The organism is Okeania sp. SIO2B3 (assembly GCF_010672525.1).
In the GTDB taxonomy this organism is placed as follows: Bacteria; Cyanobacteriota; Cyanobacteriia; order Cyanobacteriales; family Microcoleaceae; genus Okeania.
This window is the reverse complement of record NZ_JAAHGH010000076.1, coordinates 14,516-38,550: the sequence shown is the minus strand read 5'-3', so window position 1 is coordinate 38,550 and position 24,035 is coordinate 14,516. Positions and strand designations below refer to the sequence as shown.

Here is a 24,035-nt window from a genome sequence, read left to right as displayed (position 1 = left end):
ATATCATTACCAAAAGGTTTAATAGTTTCTTGTCAAGCTCCCACTGACTCCCCTTTACATCACCCAGAAGTTATTGCAGCTATGGCACAAGCATCTATAAATCAGGGAGCTTCAGCAGTGAGAATAGATACACCATCCCATATTCGAGCAGTACGACAGAGAGTTACTCAACCAATAATTGGTTTGTGGAAGCAACAAATACCAGAATTTGAAGTTTATATTACGCCTCAATTTTCAGATGCAGAAGCGATCGCTAAGGCCGGAGCAGATATTATTGCTGTTGATGCTACTGCCAGAAAACGTCCGGGAGGAGAAACTTTAGCAACATTAATTACTCGTATTCATAATGAATTAGGAAAACCAGTAATGGCCGATGTAGATACTATAGAAGCAGCACAACTAGCTGTAGAAGTAGGTGCGGATTTTGTTGCTACTACTTTGTATGGTTATACTGAGCAAACAATCACAAAATCTCCTCCTGGTTTTGAGTTGTTAAAACAGATAGTAGAAAACTTAGAAGTAGCAGTAATTTGTGAAGGAGGTATTGCTTCTCCGACAATGGCAAAAAAAGCCATGAATTTAGGAGCTGATGCTGTTGTTGTCGGGACAGATATTACAGGAATTGATAGTAAAGTCAAAGCTTACAAAATTGAGATTATTTCTTAAGTGGGGGAGTAGAGGAGTAGGGGAGTAGGGGAGTGAGGGAGTGGGGTAGTTGAGGAGTAATAAATATCAGAATCATAGACCTCTCCAAAAATCCAAAATAAAATCAATTTTTATCCATAAATTATCAACTATATCATGTCCGCTGGTATTGTTTGTGTAAACCCAAGGGTGAATATCTACAAAAAATTTAAGTTTTTTTGGACTTTTAAGTCTTCTGTTCTAGATAACTAAAGCCTTCTTCCTTCTTCCTTCTTCCTTACCTTTACAATACCGATGCTACCGGACTTGATATTACCGAATAATTAATAATTAATAATTAAATAATTCGTGCCTTGAAGCCGACCCTTTTAAGGGAAAAAAAAGCGGTCGAGGGATGGCGAGGTTTCCTCGCCATATCCAATCGACCAAGAAAAGAAAATATTCCTGATATTCAATTCCGTAACGGTTTTAACCAGAGGTAATTATCAATTATCCATTATCCATTACCCATTAATGAATTATCCCTATTAGACATCTCCAAAAATCCAAAATAAAATCAATTTTTATCCATAAATTATCAATTATTCTTCCCTATTCCCTCTTTTGGAGGAGATGTCTATTGCTCATTCCCTATTCCCTATTCACTCTTTTCTAAAGATGACTAATATAGAACCCATTTGATATCTATATAATTATGGTAGTCAAGTCTTTTCGCCCATCAATTTTGAAGAAAAATCATCTGAAGGAGTGTTGAATTTTTTGTATTATTTCTCCCCACATCTTCCCTCTTACCTCTTACCAAATAATTAATAATTAATAATTAAATAATTAAATAATTCACGCCTTGAAACCTCCCCTTTTAAGGGGAAAAAAGCGGTCGTTTGCTTCGCAACGCTGACGCGTTTCGCGTCAGCGGAACGGAGTTCTATCTTCGGAGCTTCCCGTAGGGTGGGATGGCGCAATTCGGAGCGGCTCTGTCAAGAGCGGGTCTCGGAGCTTGCCGACCATCGACCAAGAGAAGAAATAATATTTCCTGATATTCAATTCCATAAAGGTTTTAACCCGAGGTAATTATCAATTATCAATTAATGAACTCCTGTCTCCTGACTCCTTGCTAAATTTATGAAGATACGATCGGGGGTTCTATACAATCAGATCAAACCCGGATGATCAATTATTGTATCGCGGAAGAGTCAATCCTCCCTTGTTATTTGTAACTATTCAACCGGACATGATACTAGCGATCTAGGAGAGAAAGAAAAATCTTGCTTTGTCTGATTTTTAAGCTTTTGATATGTCAAATAAAGTAATGGCGACTGCTATAACTATTCATTTTTAACTCATGGCAAAATGTGGTGTTCTATACCACGAACTATAATCTGAAAATATATAATTAAGTAGGATAGTAATTAACCACTATAGACCACTCCGATAATTAATCTCAAACCTTGGTAATGCCTGGGCAAAAACTCAGTTTTTACCAATTTAAAGATACATCTACTGAAAGTGGTTAATATTCCGGATAAAAAGCAGGGTGTAAAGAAGAGGAGAATAAAATACTTATGCAATAATAATGACTCAAGATATTAGTTTATATTCTAAATTTCCTTACGTTGCCAGAAATGCTGCGCAACAAATTGTATCGAAACGTAGTCGCTTAGTGCAAGCATTAACAATGATGCTAATAATTACCAGCTTAATTGGCATCAATGCTTATCGTGTAGTACAACTACAATTAATTCAGGGAGAGTATAACCGCGAACGTGCAGAAAACAACCGCATTCGTCTAGTACCAGTGGCAGCGAGTCGTGGCACAATTTACGACCGCAAAGGTAAAATCTTAGCGAGTAACCAGCTATCTCGCTCCGTATATTTGTGGCCTCAAGAATACTCAGCTACAGAATGGTCACAGGTGGCAACTGAATTAAGTTCAATTTTAAACATTTCCGCCAGCGATATTATCAACAAGTTAGAAGAGGTTGGTTATGATTCACCCCTAGCAGTTAGAATCCTTTCTAATCTCGATCCTACTACCTTCATAGCATTAGCAGAAAAAGCTGGTGAAACACCAGGGTTAGAAGTGCGTACCGAAAATATCCGCCACTATCCTAATGGAAGTTTAGCAGCTCATCTGATTGGATACACTGGCGAAGCAACCAAAGAAGAATTGACATCTAACCCCAAATACCCAATGGGGATGATTGTTGGTAAAATGGGAATAGAAAGTACCGCAAATTCCACCTTGGAGGGAGTTTGGGGTAATCGTTTGATTGAAGTTGACGCTAAAGGTAACGAAATTCAGGAACTGGGAGTCCAAAATCCGACTTCAGGCAAACCAGTGAAATTAACTATCGATCTTGATATTCAAAAAGCAGCAGAAAAAGCCCTCGGAAACCGTCGGGGTGCTGCAGTTGCCATCAATCCCAAAACAGGGGAAATCTTAGCAATGGCAAGCGGACCTACATTTGACCCTAGCCTATTTACTGGTAAGATGACAACCTCAGAATGGCAACGTCTGCAAGGTGCAACTAAGCCTTTTTTGAATCGTGCCCTCCAGGGTTATCCCCCAGGAAGCACTTTCAAACCTGTTACTTCTGTTGCCGGACTACAGTCTGGTAAGTATTCTCCTAATTCTAGAGTGAGAACTTATAATTCTGTCACTATTGGTGGCATCACTTTTAATGAACATAGTGGAGGTTATGGGTTAATTGGTTTTAGGGATGCTTTAGCCTACAGTAGCAATACATTTTTCTATCAAATGGCTGTGAAGATTGGCCCGGAAGCAATTTCTAAGTGGGGCCGAGAGTTAGGTATTGGTGGCAGTATTGACTTAAAACTATTGGGGATAGATGGTAATCATGGTCAAATTCCCACTCCTAAACAAAAAGAAGAGATTTATGGAGAACCTTGGCATATTGCTGATATTGTGACTATGGGTATAGGTCAAGGTTTGGTGTTGGTAACTCCTTTAGAATCATCAGTGATGGTCAGCACGATCGCTAATGGTGGGTATCGAGTGCAACCTCATTTATTGGCATCTCAAACTGGGACCGCAGCTACTAAATCAATTAAAACTGGTCTGAAATCTTCAACTATTAATACAGTGCGCGAAGGATTAATTGATGTGGTGAGGAAGGGTACTGGTCGCAGGTTGAACGATGGTACTATCCCACTATCTGGAGGAAAGACTGGCACGGTGGAACTTCCAGGACAAGCAGATAATGCGATGTATATTGGGTTTGCACCTGCTTATAATCCTGAAATTGCTGTAGCTATTGCAGTTGAGGAGGGTGGTTACGGTTCGGTAGGTGCGGCACCAATTGCTAAAGCTATTTTTGATGCTTATTTTGCTAATAAGTAGGCAGTAGGCAGTAGGGGAGTGGGGGAGCTTATACCGTTTCACGGAAGTCAAAAGTTAAAAGTTAAAAGTAAGATTTAATAGGCAGAAAACTTTGACGTTTCAATAGTTTCAACGGATTATTTGACATTATAACTTTGAAACTATTTGTGACATTCTTAAATAGGACTTACGCAAGGGCACTATGTATAGAGTTAAATAACTATTGGACAATAGTTTTGAACGCTATATATACCGTATCTGCGTAAGTCCTATTAAAGTGAAATGGTATTACAAAGGAATGTTTTTAACAAAGGGGTGAGCGATCGCTTTTATTCAGTATAAAATCTCAACAAAAATGTGCTTTTTTATACAAAAAATCGCTAAAAACTTCCCCATCTCCCCAGACTCCTCCCTCTTCTCTGTTCCCTCTTTTCTGAAGATGTCTATTTAGTATAATTTTAGACTTATTGTCAGAAAAGTAATACTTTTATACCAGTTTACTTTAGAGATATCACAAATAGTTTCAAATCTTAGATTTGAAATAATTTCCTGAAATTACTGTAGTGTCAAAGTTTTGTAGCTATGTCAAACCTAACTTTTGACTTTTGACTTTTGACTTTTGACTTTTATGAAATAGTGCTAGTTTAAAGTATATTCATATATTTGATAGTGAGGTTTATGGAGTTTTATCTGGTCAACCCTTGGATAACTAACATTTGTTGGGTTCTCGGTTCTATATTATTTGTGGAACTGGTGCGAGATATTTATCATGTGGTTTCTCATGTTTGGTCGCCTTTATATAAATGGCATGGTTGGCATCATCGTGTTTTCCGTCCAGACTTGACTTCAGTTAGTACAGAGATTTATCAAAAAGCTACTTGGTATCACGATGTGCCAGAATCTCTGGTAATGTTGACTTTTAGTCTGTTACTCTGGGCATTAGCTTTTGTTTGGATACCTTCTTATCATTGGGCTACTTTAGCAGGTGTTGTTTATACTTTAAGTTTCTTTTTTCCGGCGATCGCTCGTGCTATTGGTATTCCTAATGCTGACCAACTTACAGACCTAAATCATCTTCCTGGTGCATTCTCAGAGCCTCCAACTAATTGGTTTGTCAACCGTCCTTATCATTGGCGACACCACTTTGATAATCAAAATGCTTATTTTTGTGGCACTCTGAGTCTGGTAGATAAACTTATGGGAACAGCTCTTTCTCTCAAAGGTAAAACTATTGCTGTTACAGGTGCTTCTGGAAGTTTGGGGCGATCGCTTCTGCTACATCTTCACAAAGCAGGTGCAAAAGTAATTGCCCTTACTTCTGGGAATCAAACTATTACCTTGAATATAGATGGTGAAGAGTTGGAAATTAATACTATAAATTGGCAAGTAAGTCAAGAAAATAATTTAGCAGATTTGTTTGAGAAAGTAGATATTTTAGTATTAAATCACGGCATTAATGTACATGGAGAAAAGACAGCAGAGGCGATCGCTAAATCTTACGAAATAAACACATTTTCTAGCTGGCGAATGTTAGAAATATTCATCAAAACTGTAAGAACAAATTCTGATATTGCTTGTAAGGAAGTCTGGGTTAACACATCAGAAGCAGAAGTTTCTCCAGCTTTTAGTCCTCTATATGAACTCACAAAAAGAACTCTTGGAGATTTAGTTACTTTACGAAAATTAGATGCTCCCTGTGTGATTCGGAAATTAATATTAGGTCCGTTTAAAAGTAATCTTAATCCCATTGGAATAATGTCTGCTGATTGGGTAGCAAAACAGATAGTAAAATTAGCAAAAGCAGATGTTAGAACAATTATTGTTACAATTAATCCTTTAACTTTTGTAGCAATTCCTATCAAAGAATTTTTGGTTTCTACTTACTTTAAATTATTTACTTCTAAATAGGTTTTGCTGAAAAAGTCTTATGGGTGAGGGTAGGAGAAAGGAGACAGGAGACAACCCACCCCTAACCTCTCCGAGGAGGGGAAGACAGGAGAAATGGGAATTATAGAGGAGGTAGTTGGAAAAATTATCCCTTGATTTGTCTGCCATAATCCTCCCAAAATACTAGCATGCATGAGTTTTTTCCACTGAAAACAAGCGCACTTTTTTAGATCAAAAAATGCTACAACCAATATCAGTCAATACTTTGAGATTTAATCGGTAAGCCCTAAATAAATTTAGTAGGGGGTTTGGTCTTCAAACCATTCTGTAAAATGTAGGGTTTTGGTATCCAAAGCCTTCCATTTATTCTTGAAAATAGTTGTTTTTTATTCCTTTATAAAATCACTAATTATGGCTTGCTGAATAAAGCGAAAAGTATTTACCTCTAAAGGTTTTAGCCTTTTTAAATATCAAAAAATGCGAGGTCTTAGATGCCTCAGGTTCAAAAATTTAGGATTTTGCTCAAGAGTTTGGGCAGCAAAATCAAGGGAAGATTCTTCCTACTATCTCCTCTATAATTCCCCGTTCCTCCTGACTCCTGAGGACTGACTCCTACCCTTACCAAAAGACTTCCATAAACAAACCCTAATTACCCGAAAAATGATATTAAGCATTTAAAATTTGTTCTGCTGTTAAAGACAATTCTGGAAAAGTCAAAGACACAATTTTTTCATTACTTCTAAACTGAGTCATGTTATATTGACTTTCTTGATTTAAAATATAAACAAATACACTCGGAAATTTCGGCTTTCCCAAATATTTTCTCCCACCAATAGCTAAATAATCAACAATCCAATACTCTAAAATTCCCAAAGGTTGATATTCCTCAAATTTATCAACATAATCATCTTCCCAATTAGTAGAAACGACTTCTACAGCTCATTGAATTAGTTCGTCTAAAGCAGCATAAGTAGCACGGTTAACACGCCAAACATCCCGATTAATTATACTTACATCAGGCTTTCTTCCTTGTTCAATTTTATCTACAGTTAAAGTTTTAATTACCGCTGTATTTTTCACCACATAATTTAGGTTCAGACTTTTATTTTTTTCTTTAAAAGAATCAGCGATAAAGTCTGCCACATCATCATGGTTTCTTGTCGCCCTCATTTCCACAATTTCTCCATTCACCAATTCATAAAACTTACCATCATCAGGATAATTCTCTATAAATTGGTCAAAAGTTAATCTTTGTTTTGTTATTGTGTCCATAGCACTTTGTAGGTTGGATTGACGTTAAGGAAACCCAACAATACATTGTCTAGGTTATGCTTTTCATGTCGTACAGCGAAACACAAATATCTTGCGGAGCAACCTAACTTACAGTATTATAAATAATTATCCAAATTATTAGTGTACTATTAATACTTAGATATTGTTATGGCAAAAAAATTCCTGTTTGTGTAGCATTTTCTTGGAAAGATCGGTGATGCCATAAAAATAGCTGTTTGTGCAACATTCCGCAGAAAGACCCTTAGCTATTAAGTATTTATACCTTTTTGAAGTCAAATCTTCTATTTGTATATATTTGTTTGAGGCTATTTTATTACTGTGTTTTTTGTAATTACCACTATTCGGATGAAATACCATTGATAAAAGATATTCTGACTAATTTTAGTTCAAAATATACAATTCAATACAGGGAATTTTTTGAAGCTAACTTTCTATTATGGACCCTATTACTATAGCACTAATAATTATTGGATCATTTCTTGCTGGTGCAGGAGGGATATATGGAATACTTGAGTGGAAACATATTTTAATTGAACTAAAGGGTAAAAAACTTGCTGTTTTAGGAGCGAAAGGAACTGGTAAAACAACATTATTAAATTATGTTATTAAAGGTATATTAAGTGAAGGATATCATCAGACTAAGTATGCAAAACCAACTGATGAAAGACGTTTTATACTTGATAAAAATACATGGATTTCACTCAAAAAAAGCACTGATTTAGGTGGAGATACATCTTTCCGCACTGAGTGGCAATCTCTTTTTGAGGACTCTGATTTAGTTTTTTATCTAGTTAGAGCCGATCTTCTAATTAAAAATGACCAATATACACAGAGTCGTGTTGAAAAAGATCTAGGTTTTATTCAAAGTTGGTGGCAAAGTTATGACTCTAAAAACAAAAAAAAATTCTTCAATAAAAAGAAAAAAAAATTGTTAATTATTTGCACTTTTTGTGATGAGGTCGATCAACTCCAAAGAGGTATACCTCGCATGATAGGCAATGATGAGCTTCGTAAAATTTTTCCACTTCTACATAAATATAGTACAGGAATCAAAGTTGTTTTGGGTAGCCTTTTAACCAATGGAAATAAAAAGTTCCGATGGCAAAACCAAATTTTCTGGTAATCTTGATACTTCTTATGGTGGGGGTAATACTGAAGTTGAAAGTAATGCTTGGAAGAAAATGCAAAAAGCAATAATGATTGAAGAAGAATACGATCCGTCAGAGCCAAATATTGAAGAAGCTAGAAGTTACTTGATGGAAAATCAATGGCTCAGTGATTCTCATATGAAAGGTCTTATTTTTAAAAGAGAAAAAGGAATTAAAATCAAAAAACATAAATTTGTACTAAGTCTCACTGAAGAATCTCAGAAAAATCTAAAAGTAGCGTTTTCTTTAAACCTTCCCAAAAACCCAAGTATTCCAATAGTTGGAAAATTGAACGCCAATCTTGAGCAAACAAAAAGAGAGACATTTGATTTCTCCCTAAAAATTAATGTAGAGTTTTGGTAATAAGAGTAGGTCTAGTTATAAAAATGATAATTCCATATTTACCTTTTATAGAAACCTACTCAAACAAAAAAAATTTTAATAATTTAACCATCATTAATCCCATCATCCATCTGAGATAACATTGTCTGTATTTCAATATTCGACTCCTCAACTTCCATTTCTATGGAATCAAAAGTAGGCTGTACAACAAAAGGTAAAGCTGCTCCTATCAATCCTCTTTTAATCCTTTCTGGAGTCTCTGAAAATAAAACAAATAAAGGATAAACTTCTTCCGTTTCTTGAGAATAAATATGTTTATAATCTTGAGGCATTACCCATTCATATTCTTTATCCAGTAAAATCTGAGTTTGTCGCCAACGACTAATAAGATCGGAAAAGTCTTCTTGAGGTCTATAAATAAAAATAAAAATTTCTGCTCCTGTCTTAACCTTCCACTCAGGGTCACACATAAAAATTCCTAGATCGCAAGGCAAATTAACAGTTTTTCCTGACTCATTACCCTGTTTTCTTAACCGAATAATAGGTAGAGGAATAACAACTAAACTGTCTTCTGGACGACGCATACTGGGAAGCATTTCTAAGTATGGTCTATGTTGTTTAAGTAGTGCAATTGTTGCTTGTGAATTACTATATTCTGCTAGTAATGCTTCGTAATCTGATTTTTTTATAACCATAATAATTTTAATATTTTCTTATATTTAATATCATGTCCGGTAGCATCGGTATTAGACCTCTCCAGAAAAGAGGGAGACGTTGCATGCAACCTCCGTACAGAGTAGGGGAAAATAATTGATAATTTCTGCGTGATAATTGATTTTATTTTTGGGCGTTGCTGATGCGTGGGTATGATTTGTATTTTTTGGTAGTTGCTAAACTATTGAATAACAAATATTTGAGATTGTTCAATTTTTATTTTCATACCTTGATTCAGCAACACCTATTTTTGATGATCACGCCTATGTCTATTGTAAGTGCAAAGGTAGGAAACAGGGGACAGGCAAAAAAGCTTAAGAAAGAACAAGAAAAAAACTTAAATTACCTGTAGATATTCACGCTAACTTTTACACAAATGATACCAAAAGACATGATATAACTTATAATTTTCTACTATTTAAAATAGAGCTAATTTATCTATAAAATTAGGATAGGAGTAGGGAATACAAGTTGTTATAGTAGTCGAAGGAAAGGGTGCAGAAGTTGAAAAGTTTAAAACTCAGACAACGTAAGATTTTTCCAACTTTGGTCTTTCCTTCTTCCTTCTGCCTTCTTCAATTCACTCTACAATTCTTCAAATACCTTAAACATAGGTAAATACATAGAAAGCAAAATCGAACCAACCATTGCACCAATAACAACAATCATCAAAGGTTCCAACATACTTGTCAAAGACTTAACAGCTTCCTCAACTTCTTGTTCATAAAAAGCTCCCACCTTCATCAACATCGCATCCAACTCACCAGTTTCCTCTCCAATAGCCATCATTTGAACTGCCAAAGAAGGAAAAACTTTCTTTTCTTGCAGAGCTAAACTAATCATTCCGCCACTTTGAATTTCTTGTCTTGCATACTCAACAGACTCAGCGATCGCCGCATTTCCTGCCACATTTCTCACAATTTCTAGAGACTTCAACATTGGTACACCGGAGCGAGTCAAAGTACCAAAAATCATACAAAAACGAGCCACTGCCGACTTCTCAATAATATCTCCAAAAATAGGAAGTTTCAGAAATATTTTGTCAAAAAATAACCTACCTTGCTCTGTTTTATAAACCATTGTATAAACAACGTAAATAAAAATAACTGTGCCTATTGCTGTTACTTGAGGAATTGGAGGCCAAGTTCTACAAAAAGCACTAATACTTAACATAAAAACAGTAAAAGCAGGCAACTCAGTACCAATTTGTTCAAAAATTGCGGCAAAGGTTGGTAATAGAAAAGTTGTCATCCCAAAAAATACTGCCAAAGCAATAAACATAACAGTTTTTGGATAAGACATAGCAGAATTAATTTCACTCAAAGTCTTAGCATTTTTCTCCAACATAACTGCCAGACGTTCTAGCACTTCATCAAGGACACCACCCACTTCTCCAGCAGCTACCATACTCAGAAATAACTCATCAAAACAAGCCGGATGTTTCCTCATTGCTTCTGACAATTCAGTACCTTCTTCTACCTCTGCACTAATCATTTTCAGAGCATATTTAATCTTATAATTAGAGCTTTGTTCTTGTAATACTTTAAGACACCTAACCATCGGCACACCTGCATTAAACATCGCAGCAAATTGACGTGCAAAAATAGCTAAATCTTTAACAGTAATTGTAGCAAGAGCGACGTTTAATTTTTCTTCAAATACTTTTAATTGTTCCTCTAATCCACCTTTAGATTTTTTACTGGCTAAATTGCTAGTCATAGTTTAGTTTCCTCATTTATTTAATCTTGAATAAGTTACTATTAGACATCTTCACCAAGATAGGGAGTAAGGAGTACGAAGTAGGGGGGAAATATAGCGTTTCCCAAGGTAGTGAGGTACAGTTTCTTGTTGTCTTTTTATTCCCTGTTTCCTGTTCCCTGTTCCCTCAAGCCTAAAATGTTGTACCTCACGTTTTTGGGAATTACTATAATTGATGTATATAGTGCAATAATTGATTTAATTTTTTATTATTGAAGATGTCTTTTAGGTTGGGTTGCGTTGTTTGAAATTGCTGTTGAAAAAGTTTTTAATTACTATGCATTCCGTAGGAAAAAGCAGAGCTTCCCGTAGGGTGGGATGGCGAGGAAACCTGCGCCATATCCAATCGACCAAGAGAAGAAAATTTTTGTCAATCCTATCCGTTTGAAAGGAGAGGTAATTGTTAATTATTAATTATTAATTATTAATTATTAATTATTAATTATTTAAACAATATCTAACGACGAGCCTTAGCTTTTTCTACCTTCCCTTTAGGTTCTGGACCAATCAAAGCTGCTAACTCATCTGGCTTTACTGCTTTAGCCATCACATTCTCCCAAGTAGCCTTTCCTTCTTTATATAGATCGGCAAGAGCCATTTCCATAGTCTGCATACCTAACTTCTTGCCCATCTGAATTTGAGAATAAAGTTGAGCATTTTTAGATTCCCGGATTAAATTAGCGATCGCCGGAGTATTAATCATAATTTCCTGAGCAGCACAGCGACCTCCACCAACTTTTTTCACCAAGTTTTGGCTACAAATACAAACAATAGAATTAGCCAACTGCGCCCTAATTTGAGGTTGTTGTTCTGGTGGAAAAACATCCAACATCCGGTCCACCGTACCAGAAGCCGAATTAGTGTGCAAAGTCCCAAATACCAAGTGACCCGTTTCTGCTGCAGTACTAGCCAAAGCAATAGTTTCCAAGTCCCGCATTTCTCCCACCAGAATAATATCCGGGTCTTGACGAAGTGCTCCTTTCAAAGCATTAGAAAAACTTTTTGTATCTTCTCCCTTTTGCCGTTGATGAAACAAACTCTTAACGTTAGGAAAAACATATTCAATGGGGTCCTCAACAGTGAGAATATGTTCAGCACGGGTACGGTTAATCAAATCTAGCAAAGCCGCCATAGTAGTTGTTTTTCCAGATCCAGTCTGTCCTGTCACTAGAAACATCCCTCTAGGTCGCTCAGTCATCTCCCGTAAAATCATCGGTACCCCAAGCTTATCAACATTAGGAATTTGAGAAGCCAAAGCACGCATACAAGCTGCCCAACTACCCCGCTCCCGATAAACATTTAAACGGAAACGAGCCAACCCCTTAACACCATAAGCACTGTCAAGTTCCCAATTTTGCTCCAAGTGCTTACGCTGCATATTGTTGAGCATTTGAAAAATCAGATTTTGCACTTCCAGTGGGTCAAGATTTTCTCCAAACTGTGGCTGAGGCGTAAGTTGGCCACTAATTCTAAAAAAAACTGGAGCGCGAGCTTGGATATGTACATCTGAACCGCCCTGCTCTACAAGGGACTCCAAAACATCCTCAATCATAAAAGACATAATTTAAATCTCCTGAAAAACGTTGTATTTGCTATACTTAAAAAAATTAACAGCTTTCTCCTGACGGAGACGCTGCGCGTTACATGTCGCGGAGCGAAACGACTGAAAGTCAGTAGTCAGGAGGACCGAGTCAGTAGAATTTTTTGGCTTTGCTCATCGGAGCTGGCTACTAGCTGGAAGCCTTATGAGGTATAAATCCCCACCTTTGCACAGTGCCTAAAATTGTTTGGGGTTTGTAGACACAAAGTGGCGTGTCGAAGACTATTCCCATTAAATTTATTTTGTCTCCTGTCTCCTGTCTTCCCCTCCTGGGAGGGGTTAGGGGTGGGTTGTCTCCTGTCTCCTTCTTCTACTACTCAAAGCGGGGTGTCATACAATAAGGACAATCTCGCCATTCTGCCTCTAACTCAGCACCACAAGACTTACAAACTAGATTTTGTTTAGCTTGGCGCTTCATTTCTGCCTCCAAACCAGAGTCAGTAAATGTTACCCGCTCCACCTCTTCAAAAGTGGTATAACCTTGTCGGACCAAATTCAAACTATATTGCAGTAAAGTAGTCATTCCTTCTTCAACTGCTACCTCCTTAATTTGTTCTGTAGGTGCTCTTTGAGTAATGAGAGTTTGTAGTTGCTCTGTAGACTTCATAAATTCATAAACACCCACACGACCTTTGTAACCTAGACCATTACATTTTTTACAAAGTTGGTCAGTTTCTGCCAATACTCTGCGGTCTTCCACTGGTATAGTGTTTGCTTTATAAAAAGTGGCATCTTCCTCCTGAGAAGGAACTAAACCATAGCGAGTCAACTCCTTAGCATCAGGTGTATAGGGAATTCGGCATTGACTACAAACCCGACGCATTAGACGTTGTGCCAAAACGCCCAACAAAGCAGCAGAGACCATAAAAGACTCAACTCCCATTTCATCAAGTCGAGCGATCGCTCCTGCTGCATCATTAGTATGTAGGGTTGTTAAAACTAAGTGTCCAGTTAATGCCGCCTCAATAGCTGTCTTAGCTGTTTCCTTATCCCGTGTTTCACCCACCAGTAGAACATCAGGGTCTTGTCGCAGAAACGCCCGGAGGATATTAGCAAAAGTCAAGTCTTTTTCCCGAATTACCTGACACTGAGTAATTCCAGGCAAAGCATATTCAATTGGGTCTTCTGCAGTACTAATATTAATCCCTGGGTCATTTCGTTCCGCCAAAATAGAATATAGAGAAGTAGACTTACCAGAACCTGTTGGCCCTGTTACCAAGATTAATCCAAATGGACGACTAGCAGTTTCTCTCACTAAATTCAGAGTCTCCTGGTCTGTAATTAACTTATCCAACCCTAGTTGGGTACTAGAGCTGTCCAAAATCCGCAAAACAATCTTTTCACCATAGCGACTAGGCAAACTATTTACCCGGAAGTCAATAGTACGTCCCTTAAATACCTTACGGATACGACCGTCTTGAGCTTGACGTCGTTCAGCGATGTCTAAGTTAGCGATAATTTTGAAGCGGGAAGTAATAGCTGGGATAACTTTTTTCGGAAACCTAAAATATTCTTGCAATACCCCATCTTTACGCATCCGAATTCTGATAAACTCCTCTTGGGGTTCCACATGAATATCAGATACCCCCTCACTCAGAGCTTTCACTAAAATTACATTAACAGCCTTAATCACAGGAGCATCTTCAGCTTCAGAGATGCTTTGTGCTATGTCCTCTACCCCCGTTTCATCATCAGCTTCTTCTAATTCAGGAGTTTCAAAAAATCCTGACTCCAGCTCTAACTCTTTTTCTTCTGCCTTTTTCGCAGCAACAGCATCCTTTTTAGTTTGTTCGTCTAAGTAGTAGTTAATTAGGTGTTGATAATCTTCTGGAGTAATTACCAGACGCTGTAAAGTTAATCCACGATGTCTGAGAATTTTATTTTTCAGTTCATCTAAAGCTTGGAGGTTATCTGGTTCGGCCATTGCCACCATGACAAAGGGTTCCTGTTTTTCGTATTCATTCAGCAAATCTGATGGCAGTGAATCTCCAGTAAACTTTTCTAGTTCCTCAACGAATGTACCTTGTGAGCCAATGCTTTGAGTCAAAACTTTTAACATTTGGTTTTGATCTATTTTACCAGCTTGGACTAACTGATTGGCCAAATGAGTTTCATGGCTAAATAGTGGTACCATCCGGTTACGACGACAAGTTTCTATAGGAATTACTTTGTCGATTAGATAAGATACTTGTTGTGGTGGAATTTGAGTAATTTCTGGGTCAAAGGCAGCTACACCATAGAAAATCATTAGTTCAAATAGCTGCTGCTTTTTATAATGCCTCAGTAATTCAGCAGGTAAAGGTTGTCCTGTTAGAGCTTCCAGTAGCTCTGTCAAAGATTTACCTGTTTTACGGCTTTCAACTTGACATTTTTGGAATTGTTCAATGTTGACATAGCCTGCCTGAACCAGTTTGTGCCCAAAAGGAGAAAGATTACTAAGGGCAACTATAGCGGTGCGTGAATTCCGTGAAGAGGTTGGGGCCATGGCTGATAAATTAAGTTCTCCTAAATCTAAGTATTCCCTAAGTTTTTGATAAAATTTACACCAGCTTAACAAGTTGTTAACTGAGTTTACTGATTAAGTATTTCCGTTTTTATGGTTTAATTAGGGATAGTCTACATCCTACAAAACTCCCAAATAAAAACTAAGGCCAGTAATTACCATACTACTCTAGAAATCTTAGTAACTTATCTATTGTAGGGGTTTGGAGGAGCGATCGGTCCCGCGTTGTACATAAAATGTTAACGTCGGGATACATTAATTCCCCCAAGCTAACTAATTAGAACAGCTCAACCCTGGTCATTTCAGTTATCAGTGTCGGCGATAAGAGCGAAAATTAAATAGCCTCAAAAGTTAAGGATCTGAGTTCAATAGGGTGAAATTCCTGGACTGACACGCTACCTCTAGAAACATAAGAACCTACGTCCAAGCCTCTGTATTATGACCAAGCAGAAATTGAATCAGGGAGATTATCATGCAAAGAGGAAAACAGGATTTACGCACGAGGTAGGAAAAACTAGGATTGAAAATTGCTTTCCTATCGGTCGCAATGACGAAAATACGTTGTACTGCGTAAGTCTTAGATCAGAAAAAGCAGCTCTCTTATGCTTTTAGCTATGGGATAGAGAAGCCAGTACGCCCTTGCGGGTCCCCCGACTTGAAGCAACTGGCGTGGTTTTGTAGTGCCTCCTCCGGAGGAGCTGCGCTAACACGAGCGTCAGGTTAATACTGGCAAAATTAAGGATATGTCATATTTGACTATATTTTTATCTCAACGTTGGTTGAAGACCCGCGCTCTCCCGTTTTGCGCTTCGCATAACTGCGTTAACGGCTGTCGCCGACATGGAAAGCGGAGCATTCCGTCAGGAAAAGGCGGAGCAAGTGTGGCAGCTATTAGGGGAGCGTCGGGATGGGAAAACCAATAAATTTTGAGGCGCATGTCAATAGTATGTTATACTTAAAATTTGGCTGCTGGGCTAGCAGTGTCAGTCTGTGGAGCGCGCCTTTAGACCGAAAAGAGGCTCGACCTTGGAGGCTGGTGCATTTTTAGCGCAGCTCCTCTGCAAGAGGCAGCAGAAAGACCTAAGAGCGCGATGGTCAGGAATCCCACGCTGTCACGCAAGTGCAGCGTCGGGAGGATTTCAAGAACTATAATCTGAAACTATAAGTTAATAAATGTCCAGGGACACAATATTTGCGAAAAACATCAGGCCATAGAACAAGGAAAGCCTATTATTTATTTTTGATATCTCAGGAAGTACTTCAGAGTGACTGAGATAGTGTTGCAATCTATGTTAATTTAAAGAATAGCCTAACTATTATATAATAAACTAATCCTAACGGTTTATCGGTTCAAGAACCTTAACATTTGCTATTTTAAAATTCTGTCAAAAAGTCTTTGTCTTTAGTATAACCCAGTTATCACTAGGGAATAACTGTGATTTTATTTGTGACACAGACTTAATTAGTAATTTAAGCCAATTTTTAGCAAAGAAATTAGTTAGGTATTTGGCTAAATAATTATGTAACCTATAATTTCTATAAGCCACTGTATTTACTAATAAAATACAAGCTTCTAAGCTTGGCGCTAAAAACCTGATTACTAATAAGTTAATAAAGTAGCCATAATCATATAGCGCAGTTAAAAATCAGTGTTTCCATAGTGCTTTTTTACCCTGGTAAATCAGATGAAAAAAAAGCAAAATCAAAAGCAGTAACAACGGTCAGTATTCAGGAGAAAATTAAATGGTAGGAGAGATACCATCAGCAGAAACAACAAATCAAGAAATACATGAAAATATGGAAGTGGTTGAGGCAAACCCAGAATTAGACTCATCTCAAAAACTTGAAAATATTGAGGAAGTATCTGAAGATAATGCTTCTGTAAAGACAGAGCAAGAAAGCTTCGATCAAATGTCACAGAATATAGTCCTTTTAAAAGAGGCAAATGAATCTCTGCAAACTCAGGTAGAAACTACCAAAGTTCAGCTAGAAGAAAAAGATACTCAATACAAAAGACTAGCAGCAGACTTTGAGAACTTCCGTAAACGTACACAAAAAGAAAAAGAAGAACTAGATGTACAAGTGAAGTGCTCCACAATCATCGAATTATTACCAGTAATTGACAATTTTGATCGTGCTCGTTCTCAGATTAAACCAGCTAATGATGGAGAAATGAATATCCACAAAAGCTATCAGACTGTCTATAAGCAAATGGTAGAAACTCTGAAACGACTGGGAGTTTCTCCTATGCGGCCAGAAGGTCAAGAGTTTGACCCAAATCTACATGAGGCAGTAATGCGAGAAGCAACAACAGAATATCCAGAAGGAACTGTTACAGAAGAGTTAGTCCGGGGATATACTCTAGGAGACCGTGTCCTCCGACACGCTATGGTAAAAGTAGCGACAGCTCCAGAACCTGAAGAGTCTACAGAAGAAGCTCAAACTGATGCAGAAGGTTAAATAGCATTTCCACATTTTTGTTTAATGGCCACACTTAATAAGTTGTATTCAGACTATTCAGAATCAGCTCAAAGAAAATACAGGCTTCAATAATTAATAATTAATAATTAATAATTAATTATGACCTCTCCTTGAAAACGGATAGAATTGACTAAAAGGAAAATTTTTTCTTTTTTAAAGGAGAGGCTTTAAAGCTTAATTATTCGGTAAATAATGTCAATCTAATATTTTACCAAGATTACTAGAGCTGTTCTGAATACAACTTAACTAAAAAAAACTCAAAATAATTTTGACGATAAGAACGCCGAAGCACTATGGGAAAAGTCATTGGCATTGATTTAGGGACCACTAATAGTTGTGTGGCCGTCTTAGAAGGGGGCAAACCAATTGTAATTTCCAACTCAGAAGGTGGGCGTACAACACCAAGTATTGTGGGATTTGCGAAAGGGAACGAACGCTTAATAGGCCAACTAGCCAAGAGACAATCATTAACCAATGCAGTAAATACAGTTTACAGTATCAAAAGATTTATTGGCAGAAGATGGGACGATACAGAAGAAGAGCGCTCCCGAGTTCCATATACCTGTGTTAAAGGTAAAGATAATACTGTAGATGTCCAGATAAGAGGTAAGAATTATACACCTCAAGAAATTTCAGCAATGATTCTGCAAAAAATGAAGCAGGATGCTGAAAAATATTTAGGAGAATCTGTGACTAAAGCAGTAATTACAGTACCAGCTTACTTTACAGATGCACAAAGACAAGCGACAAAAGATGCAGGGACAATTGCTGGTCTAGAAGTGCTGCGAATTATCAATGAACCAACTGCTGCTTCTTTGTCTTATGGGTTAGATAAGCAAGACCAAGACCAGACTATTTTGGTATTTGACCTTGGGGGTGGGACTTTTGATGTTTCGATTTTACAGTTAGGAGATGGCGTATTTGAAGTTAAGGCAACTTCCGGTAATAACCATCTAGGAGGAGATGATTTTGATAATTATGTGGTCCGTTGGTTAGTAGAGGAGTTTAGAAACCGGGAAGGGACAGACTTATCAGCAGATAGAATGGCGCTACAAAGACTACGAGAAGCAGCAGAAAAGGCAAAAATAGAACTATCTTCTGCCCAGATTACCAATATAAATTTACCATTTATCACCGCTGACGAAACAGGGCCAAAACACTTGGAGACCCAATTAACTCGTGCTCAATTTGAAAAATTAATACAAAGTCTGACTAAAAGTACGATTAAACCAGTGGAACAAGCTCTGAAAGATGCTGGTATGTCACCAGAAAAGATAGACAAAATTATTCTTGTGGGAGGTTCTACCAGAATACCAGCAGTTCAAGCAGCAATAAGTAATTATTTTAAGGTTCAAACTCCTGATACTTCCGTTAACCCAGATGAAGCTGTGGCATCGGGAGCAGCAATTCAAGCTGGTATTTTAGGTGGTGAAGTTAAAGACCTTTTGCTATTAGATGTGATTCCTTTGTCCCTGGGGTTAGAAACTTTGGGAGGAATATATACCAAGGTGATAGAAAGGAATACTACAATTCCTACCAGTCGCTCTCAGATGTATTCTACTGCTGTGGATGGACAAACTTCTGTAGAAATTCATGTCCTTCAAGGCGAGCGGGCAATGGTTAAAGATAATAAAAGTCTAGGTAAGTTTTTACTGAAAGGAATTCCTCCAGCTCCTAGAGGGATACCTCAAATAGAAGTTAACTTTGATATTGATGCTAATGGTATTCTGAAAGTTAAGGCTTTAGACCTGGGTACGGGTAGAGAACAAAGTATTGAAATTAGTAATACAGGCGGTCTGAATGAAGCAGAAATTCAACGAATGCAAAAAGAAGCAGAAATTTATGCAGAACAAGATATTCAACAACAAAAATTAGCAGAATTGAGAAATCAGGCAGATACTCTTCTATATAATTACGAAGCAACTATCAAAGAACATGGTGATTTTATTGATGAAGAGTTAGCAACAGAACTTGAAGAAAGCTATGGACAGTTGAAGGAAGTTTTGGTTAACTCAGAAAGTAAAAATAATTATGACCAGTTAAATCAACAAATTGAAGAGTTCAGGAAAAAGCTTTTTGCTTTAGGTGAAACTTTATATGACCAAAGTGGGGGTGAAAAGATAGAGTCACCAGAAAAAGAGAAAATTCCTCAGCTTCCTGTAGATTCAGAAATTACAGAAGAAGAAACCTTAGAGGAAGAAACTTTGGAGCAAGAAACTAATACACCAATTGATAGTAATCCTACTAAAAATGAGGCCACTTCAGTTAAGATTGAAGAATCAACTGAAGAGCCTGAGAGTGAATTTGGAAAAAATCCATTTCTTTAGTAATAATGTAGTAATTAGGTGGATTAGTATTTTTATTTGCTAAAAAATTTTAGAGGTCTTCAAGACTCAAGTTTACTTGAAGTATTATGGAAATGTGGATGAAATTTTTGATATAATAATATAATATAATGTACTACTTGCAGCTAACTCTAGCTTTAAAGGTGCATTGACTAGATTTTAGCTAAACCGTCGAGAAGCCTCACACCATAATTTTAAATTTAGTGTCAGATGAATCGGCAGTACATGAATGGGATTCGACGTCCTATTCATTTACAAATTTTATCTCAACGTTGGTTGAAGACCCGCGCTCTCCCGTTTCGGCTGTCGCCGACATGAAAGGCGGAGCAAGTGCGGCAGCTATTAGGGGAGCGTCGCATGGGAAAACCAATAAATTTTGCGGCGCATGCCAATAGTGTGTTAGTCTTAAAATTTGGTTGCTGGGCTAGCAGTGTCAGTCTGTGGAGCGACCGTAAGACCAGAAAGAGGGAAGGGCCTCGGAGGTAGGTGCGTTAGAAGCAGAAAGTCCTGAGCCGCGAGGTTTAGGAATCCCGCGTTGTCGCGCCATGCGCAACGTCGGGAGGATGTTAAGTTAAAGTAGTACCGAGCTGGGAAGCGCGAGTTAACAACCACCAGTGATGAACTATGAAAATCAAATAGGATATGGGGTTGTATCCCAGAAATCCTAGTAATCCGTTGGGAGTGTAAAATCTGATTGCGGAGCTAGGTGCGTAGCTTTTCGCTCTGCAAAAAGGGCGGCGGGGCATCCCGTCCTTAAAACTCGTGGAGTCCGATGCAATGGCAGGACTGCGAAGCGAGAAGCCCACACTATACCTTATGGTTAGTATGGGAGTATGTCACGAGGCTCAAAGCATTTTAAATGTCCGCATTGCGGCCACTCAATGCCGAGAGATTGGAATGGCGCTTTGGGAATTTTTCTCAAAGCATTGCGCGATACCGCCTACGTTGATGGTTCTGCCATTACGTTTCTATGAACGGTTTTCCCGACTTTTACCGGGAATTGCCGGGCTTGATGTATCTATAATGGGTACTTCAAAGATAAAAGTTCAAAAGTATACTTATTAACACTAATTCTAGGCAATCAGCTCTATGGCCAGCGATTATTATGACATTCTAGGTGTTTCTCGTACAGCAGATAAAGAGGAACTAAAGCGTGCTTACCGTCGCTTGGCTCGTAAGTACCACCCAGACGTGAACAAAGAGCCAGGAGCAGAAGAACGCTTTAAAGAAATAAATCGTGCTTACGAAGTTCTCTCAGACCAAGAAATGAAAGCTCGTTACGACCGCTTTGGGGAAGCAGGAGTATCAGGAGCAGGAGCACAAGGTTTCTCCACAGATTTTTCAGACAGCTTCGCTGATATATTTGAAAGCTTTTTCAGTGGATTTTCTGGAGGAATGGGGACACAAGGGCGTAGGCGTACAGGTCCAGTTAGAGGTGATGACCTACGCATAGACCTGAATCTGGATTTCCACGAAGCTGTATTTGGCGGGGATAAAGAACTAACAATCAAACATTTAGAGGTTTGTGAAACTTGCAATGGCTCGGGTGCTAAACCAGGCACAAAACCAAAAACTTGTTCTACTTGTGGAGGAACTGGTCAAGTACGCCGGGCAACAAGAACTCCTTTCGGTAGTTTCACTCAAGTTTCAGTTTGTCCTTCGTGTAATGGTACTGGGCAAATAATAGAAGAAAAGTGCCCAACTTGTGGTGGTCGTGGACAAAATGAAGTTACAAAAAAAATAAAAATTACTATCCCAGGAGGGGTAGACAATGGTACTCAGCTACGAGTATCTAAAGAAGGAGATTCAGGTAAGATGGGTGGACCACCTGGAGACTTATATGTTTTCTTGGGGGTCAAAAAAGACTCAGAGTTTAGAAGAGATGGAATTAATATTCTATCTGAAATAAAAATTAGTTATTTACAAGCAATTTTGGGCTGTAGTCTGGAGATAAATACAGTTGATGGTAAAGCAGAATTAACAATTCCAGCAGGTACTCAACCAAATACTGTTCTAACTTTAGAAGATAAAGGAGTACCGAGATTGGGTAATTCTGTAAGTCGTGGCGATCATCTCATTACAATAGCAATAGATATTCCCACAAAAATTACTACAGAAGAACGTGAATTGCTGGAAAAGCTGGCAAGTATTAAGGGCGATCGTATTGGGAAAGGTGGCATAGAAGGATTTTTAGGAAACTTATTTCACTAAAAATGATCTAAAGAAGGAAGAAGGAAAAAGGAAGAAAAAATGGATGGGGACTCAAACCCCAAGCAATTGTAAACACCCCCGTTGAGGGTGGGGTATTAAACCCAAGATCAAAAAATAATAATTTATCCTGCCCTGAGTCATTAGTTAAGCTTAGTCTGTTTAATTCATGTATGGGAACCCCGCGCTGTCTCTTAGAGCAGCGTCGGGAGTGTGTCAATTGCTTCCGAATTTTTCACAGTTTGTTAAGACTAACTATTAAATACTAAAAGAAAAGATTGGAGAGATAATATTAAATTATGGATTCTCAACCTCAAATCCAGCAGCAAAAAATACCAGATGCCCAAATAGATTTGCGAGGTACTCCCTGTCCAATTAATTTTGTTAAGACAAAACTGTACTTAGAAAAAATGATGCCTGGACAAATTTTGGAAGTTTGGCTAGACCCAGGAGAACCCATAGAGCAAGTACCTGATAGTTTGATTGTAGAAGGTTATCAAATAGAAGAAATAAGCGATCGCTCTGAATATTTTATCCTGAAGGTATGTCGCCCGGAAACGGTTGCATGAGTTGTTCTGAAGAGGGTGCTATCTTAGAAGCAAATAATGATTTGGTAGGGACAGTTGTCGCAGTCCAAGCAAATTTTTACCAGGTTAAGCTCGATAGAAAAGATAATTTGGTAAAAAAAACAACAGAAAATTTTACTCAACTCCTGTGTACCCGCAGATCGCGATTGAAGAAAATTGGCCAGAAAGTAATGGTGGGCGATCGCGTGGTCGTAGAAGATCCTGACTGGACAGGTGGACGAGGAGCTGTTGCTGAGGTTTTGCCCAGAACAACAGAACTAGATCGTCCTCCTGTAGCTAATGCAAATCAGGTCATGTTAGTTTTTGCTATGGCAGAACCAGATTTAGATCCTGTTGCTTTGACGAGATTTTTAGTAAAGGCAGAGTCAACAGGTTTAGATGTATGTTTATGTTTGAATAAATGCGATCTTGTCACACCAGAGCAAATAGAGAGATGGCGCAATAAAATTTCTCAGTGGGGTTACGATCCATTTTTTATTAGTGTGGAAACAGATGTAGGTTTGGGGGTAGCAAAAGATAGTTCGCCTTCTCTGTGGGAAAAACTGAAAAATAAAATTACAGTAATTTCTGGTCCCTCTGGGGTTGGGAAGTCAAGTTTAATTAACTATTTGATTCCTGATGTTAATTTAAGAGTCGCTGCAGTATCAGGAAAGTTGTCGCGAGGACGACATACTACTCGTCACGTTGAATTATTTGAGCTACCGACTGGTGGTTTATTAGCAGATACGCCTGGTTTTAATCAACCACAGTTAGAGTGCGAACCTTTGGAGTTGGGGTATTTGTTTCCAGAAGTGCGACGGTATTTAGAAGAAGGAAGTTGTCAATTTAGTGACTGTTTGCATCGGGATGAACCTAACTGTGTGGTTAGGGGTCATTGGGATAGGTATGAATATTATTTGATGTTTTTAGAAGAGACGATCGCGCATCAAGAAGCTTTGCAACAAAAACCTGATGTTGAGTCAAACTGGAAGGCAAAAATGAAGTCAGGTGGGGAGCAAAAGTTGGAACCGAAGTTAGCTAGTAAAAAGTATCGGCGTTCTTCGAGAAGATTACAGCATCAGCAGTTACAAGATTTGTGTGAGGAATTTGATGAATTTTAGAAAAGAGGGAGTAGGGGTTAATAATTAATAATTAATAATTAATTATTAATTATTAATTATTAGGGCTTGCGTTTTTTCTTGTTT

At 38.0% G+C, this 24,035-nt stretch carries 14 protein-coding genes and 2 pseudogenes; 11 read left to right on the top strand and 5 right to left on the bottom strand.

Annotated features, from left to right (window positions below; translation table 11 throughout):
- From F6K15_RS28735 to F6K15_RS28725, 3 genes are all read left to right on the top strand, one after another.
- Complete coding sequence (locus F6K15_RS28735; RefSeq protein ID WP_293067720.1) at positions 1-666, top strand: N-acetylmannosamine-6-phosphate 2-epimerase; 666 nt, start codon at positions 1-3, stop codon at positions 664-666.
- 1,552 nt (positions 667-2,218) lie between these two features.
- Positions 2,219-4,006, top strand: a complete 1,788-nt coding sequence (mrdA, locus tag F6K15_RS28730) for a penicillin-binding protein 2 (protein WP_293067718.1) — start codon at positions 2,219-2,221, stop codon at positions 4,004-4,006.
- A gap of 657 nt (positions 4,007-4,663) precedes the next feature.
- Positions 4,664-5,893: a bifunctional sterol desaturase/short chain dehydrogenase gene (locus F6K15_RS28725; RefSeq protein WP_293067715.1), complete on the top strand. Its 1,230-nt coding sequence runs from the start codon at positions 4,664-4,666 to the stop codon at positions 5,891-5,893.
- 645 nt (positions 5,894-6,538) lie between these two features.
- Here the strand turns inward: F6K15_RS28725 and F6K15_RS28720 are convergent.
- Positions 6,539-7,144: pseudogene (locus tag F6K15_RS28720) on the bottom strand (Uma2 family endonuclease).
- Positions 7,145-7,601: 457 nt separating this feature from the next.
- Here F6K15_RS28720 and F6K15_RS28715 point away from each other — a divergent pair.
- Together F6K15_RS28715 and F6K15_RS28710 are read left to right on the top strand one after the other, a co-directional pair.
- Positions 7,602-8,288 carry a hypothetical protein gene (locus F6K15_RS28715; RefSeq protein WP_293067713.1) on the top strand — a complete coding sequence of 229 codons (687 nt, stop codon included), beginning with the start codon at positions 7,602-7,604 and terminating at the stop codon, positions 8,286-8,288.
- A complete protein-coding gene (locus tag F6K15_RS28710; protein WP_293067710.1) occupies positions 8,245-8,676 on the top strand; it encodes a hypothetical protein in 432 nt (143 codons plus the stop codon). Before F6K15_RS28715 ends, F6K15_RS28710 begins: the two co-directional genes overlap by 44 nt.
- Positions 8,677-8,759: 83 nt before the next feature.
- Here the strand turns inward: F6K15_RS28710 and F6K15_RS28705 are convergent, their stop codons facing one another.
- The 4 genes from F6K15_RS28705 to F6K15_RS28690 form a co-directional block, all read right to left on the bottom strand.
- Positions 8,760-9,350 (bottom strand): hypothetical protein, encoded by a 591-nt coding sequence (locus tag F6K15_RS28705; RefSeq protein WP_293067707.1) that lies wholly within the window; start codon positions 9,348-9,350, stop codon positions 8,760-8,762.
- Between the two features lie 604 nt (positions 9,351-9,954).
- The gene (locus F6K15_RS28700) at positions 9,955-11,088 is read right to left on the bottom strand and encodes a type II secretion system F family protein (RefSeq protein ID WP_293067704.1); all 1,134 of its coding nucleotides are present in this window, start codon (positions 11,086-11,088) and stop codon (positions 9,955-9,957) included.
- A 496-nt stretch (positions 11,089-11,584) separates the two neighbouring features.
- Positions 11,585-12,688, bottom strand: a complete 1,104-nt coding sequence (locus F6K15_RS28695) for a type IV pilus twitching motility protein PilT (protein ID WP_293067702.1) — start codon at positions 12,686-12,688, stop codon at positions 11,585-11,587.
- A 352-nt stretch (positions 12,689-13,040) separates the two neighbouring features.
- Positions 13,041-15,212: a GspE/PulE family protein gene (locus F6K15_RS28690; protein WP_293067699.1), complete on the bottom strand. Its 2,172-nt coding sequence runs from the start codon at positions 15,210-15,212 to the stop codon at positions 13,041-13,043.
- Positions 15,213-16,973: 1,761 nt separating this feature from the next.
- Between F6K15_RS28690 and grpE the strand changes: the two genes are divergently transcribed.
- The 6 genes and pseudogenes from grpE to rsgA all read left to right on the top strand — a co-directional run bounded on the left by grpE (position 16,974) and on the right by rsgA (position 23,951).
- The gene (grpE, locus tag F6K15_RS28685; RefSeq protein WP_293067698.1) at positions 16,974-17,690 is read left to right on the top strand and encodes a nucleotide exchange factor GrpE; all 717 of its coding nucleotides are present in this window, start codon (positions 16,974-16,976) and stop codon (positions 17,688-17,690) included.
- 314 nt (positions 17,691-18,004) lie between these two features.
- Positions 18,005-20,038, top strand: coding sequence for a molecular chaperone DnaK (gene dnaK / locus F6K15_RS28680; protein WP_293067695.1), 2,034 nt, complete (start codon positions 18,005-18,007; stop codon positions 20,036-20,038).
- 860 nt (positions 20,039-20,898) lie between these two features.
- Positions 20,899-21,030, top strand: a pseudogene (locus tag F6K15_RS28675) (RNA-guided endonuclease TnpB family protein); the annotation flags it as partial.
- Positions 21,031-21,145: 115 nt separating this feature from the next.
- Entirely contained in the window at positions 21,146-22,267 is a 1,122-nt protein-coding gene (dnaJ, locus tag F6K15_RS28670) for a molecular chaperone DnaJ (RefSeq protein ID WP_293067691.1), read from the top strand.
- Between the two features lie 296 nt (positions 22,268-22,563).
- Positions 22,564-22,833 (top strand): sulfurtransferase TusA family protein, encoded by a 270-nt coding sequence (locus F6K15_RS28665; RefSeq protein WP_293067688.1) that lies wholly within the window; start codon positions 22,564-22,566, stop codon positions 22,831-22,833.
- The gene (gene rsgA, locus F6K15_RS28660; protein WP_293067685.1) at positions 22,830-23,951 is read left to right on the top strand and encodes a small ribosomal subunit biogenesis GTPase RsgA; all 1,122 of its coding nucleotides are present in this window, start codon (positions 22,830-22,832) and stop codon (positions 23,949-23,951) included. The genes F6K15_RS28665 and rsgA overlap by 4 nt, the downstream gene beginning before the upstream one ends.
- The last annotated feature ends 84 nt before the right edge of the window (positions 23,952-24,035 follow it).

Bases quoted from the DNA above. Each gene is read 5' to 3' on its own strand.
- F6K15_RS28725 (WP_293067715.1), top strand. From the start codon at position 4,664: ATGGAGTTTTATCTGGTCAACCCTTGGATAACTAACATTTGTTGGGTT.
- F6K15_RS28690 (WP_293067699.1), bottom strand. From the start codon at position 15,212: ATGGCCCCAACCTCTTCACGGAATTCACGCACCGCTATAGTTGCCCTT.
- mrdA (WP_293067718.1), top strand. From the start codon at position 2,219: ATGACTCAAGATATTAGTTTATATTCTAAATTTCCTTACGTTGCCAGA.
- F6K15_RS28700 (WP_293067704.1), bottom strand. From the start codon at position 11,088: ATGACTAGCAATTTAGCCAGTAAAAAATCTAAAGGTGGATTAGAGGAA.
- F6K15_RS28715 (WP_293067713.1), top strand. From the start codon at position 7,602: ATGGACCCTATTACTATAGCACTAATAATTATTGGATCATTTCTTGCT.
- F6K15_RS28695 (WP_293067702.1), bottom strand. From the start codon at position 12,688: ATGTCTTTTATGATTGAGGATGTTTTGGAGTCCCTTGTAGAGCAGGGC.
- F6K15_RS28665 (WP_293067688.1), top strand. From the start codon at position 22,564: ATGGATTCTCAACCTCAAATCCAGCAGCAAAAAATACCAGATGCCCAA.
- F6K15_RS28710 (WP_293067710.1), top strand. From the start codon at position 8,245: ATGGAAATAAAAAGTTCCGATGGCAAAACCAAATTTTCTGGTAATCTT.
- dnaJ (WP_293067691.1), top strand. From the start codon at position 21,146: ATGGCCAGCGATTATTATGACATTCTAGGTGTTTCTCGTACAGCAGAT.
- F6K15_RS28705 (WP_293067707.1), bottom strand. From the start codon at position 9,350: ATGGTTATAAAAAAATCAGATTACGAAGCATTACTAGCAGAATATAGT.
- grpE (WP_293067698.1), top strand. From the start codon at position 16,974: ATGGTAGGAGAGATACCATCAGCAGAAACAACAAATCAAGAAATACAT.
- dnaK (WP_293067695.1), top strand. From the start codon at position 18,005: ATGGGAAAAGTCATTGGCATTGATTTAGGGACCACTAATAGTTGTGTG.
- rsgA (WP_293067685.1), top strand. From the start codon at position 22,830: ATGAGTTGTTCTGAAGAGGGTGCTATCTTAGAAGCAAATAATGATTTG.